Here is a 224-nt window from a genome sequence, read left to right on the forward strand (position 1 = left end):
GGCTGCCGAGACGGCAGCGACGGTCGCTTTCGACGTGTTCGCGGCGGGTGCTGCGCCGGCAGCGGCGGGCGTCGCACCCGGAGGGGGAGTCGTCGTGATCTTCGCAATCACCGCGGTGATCTCGGGATCGAGTTCGCTGCGGCGGGGTTCGGCGAGCTTGGCGGTGGGCAGGATCTGCGTCGACCCGAGGAGGTCGACCGAGCCGGCGGCCGCGGCGAGAGCGG

The organism is Rhodococcus sp. C26F (assembly GCF_053345925.1).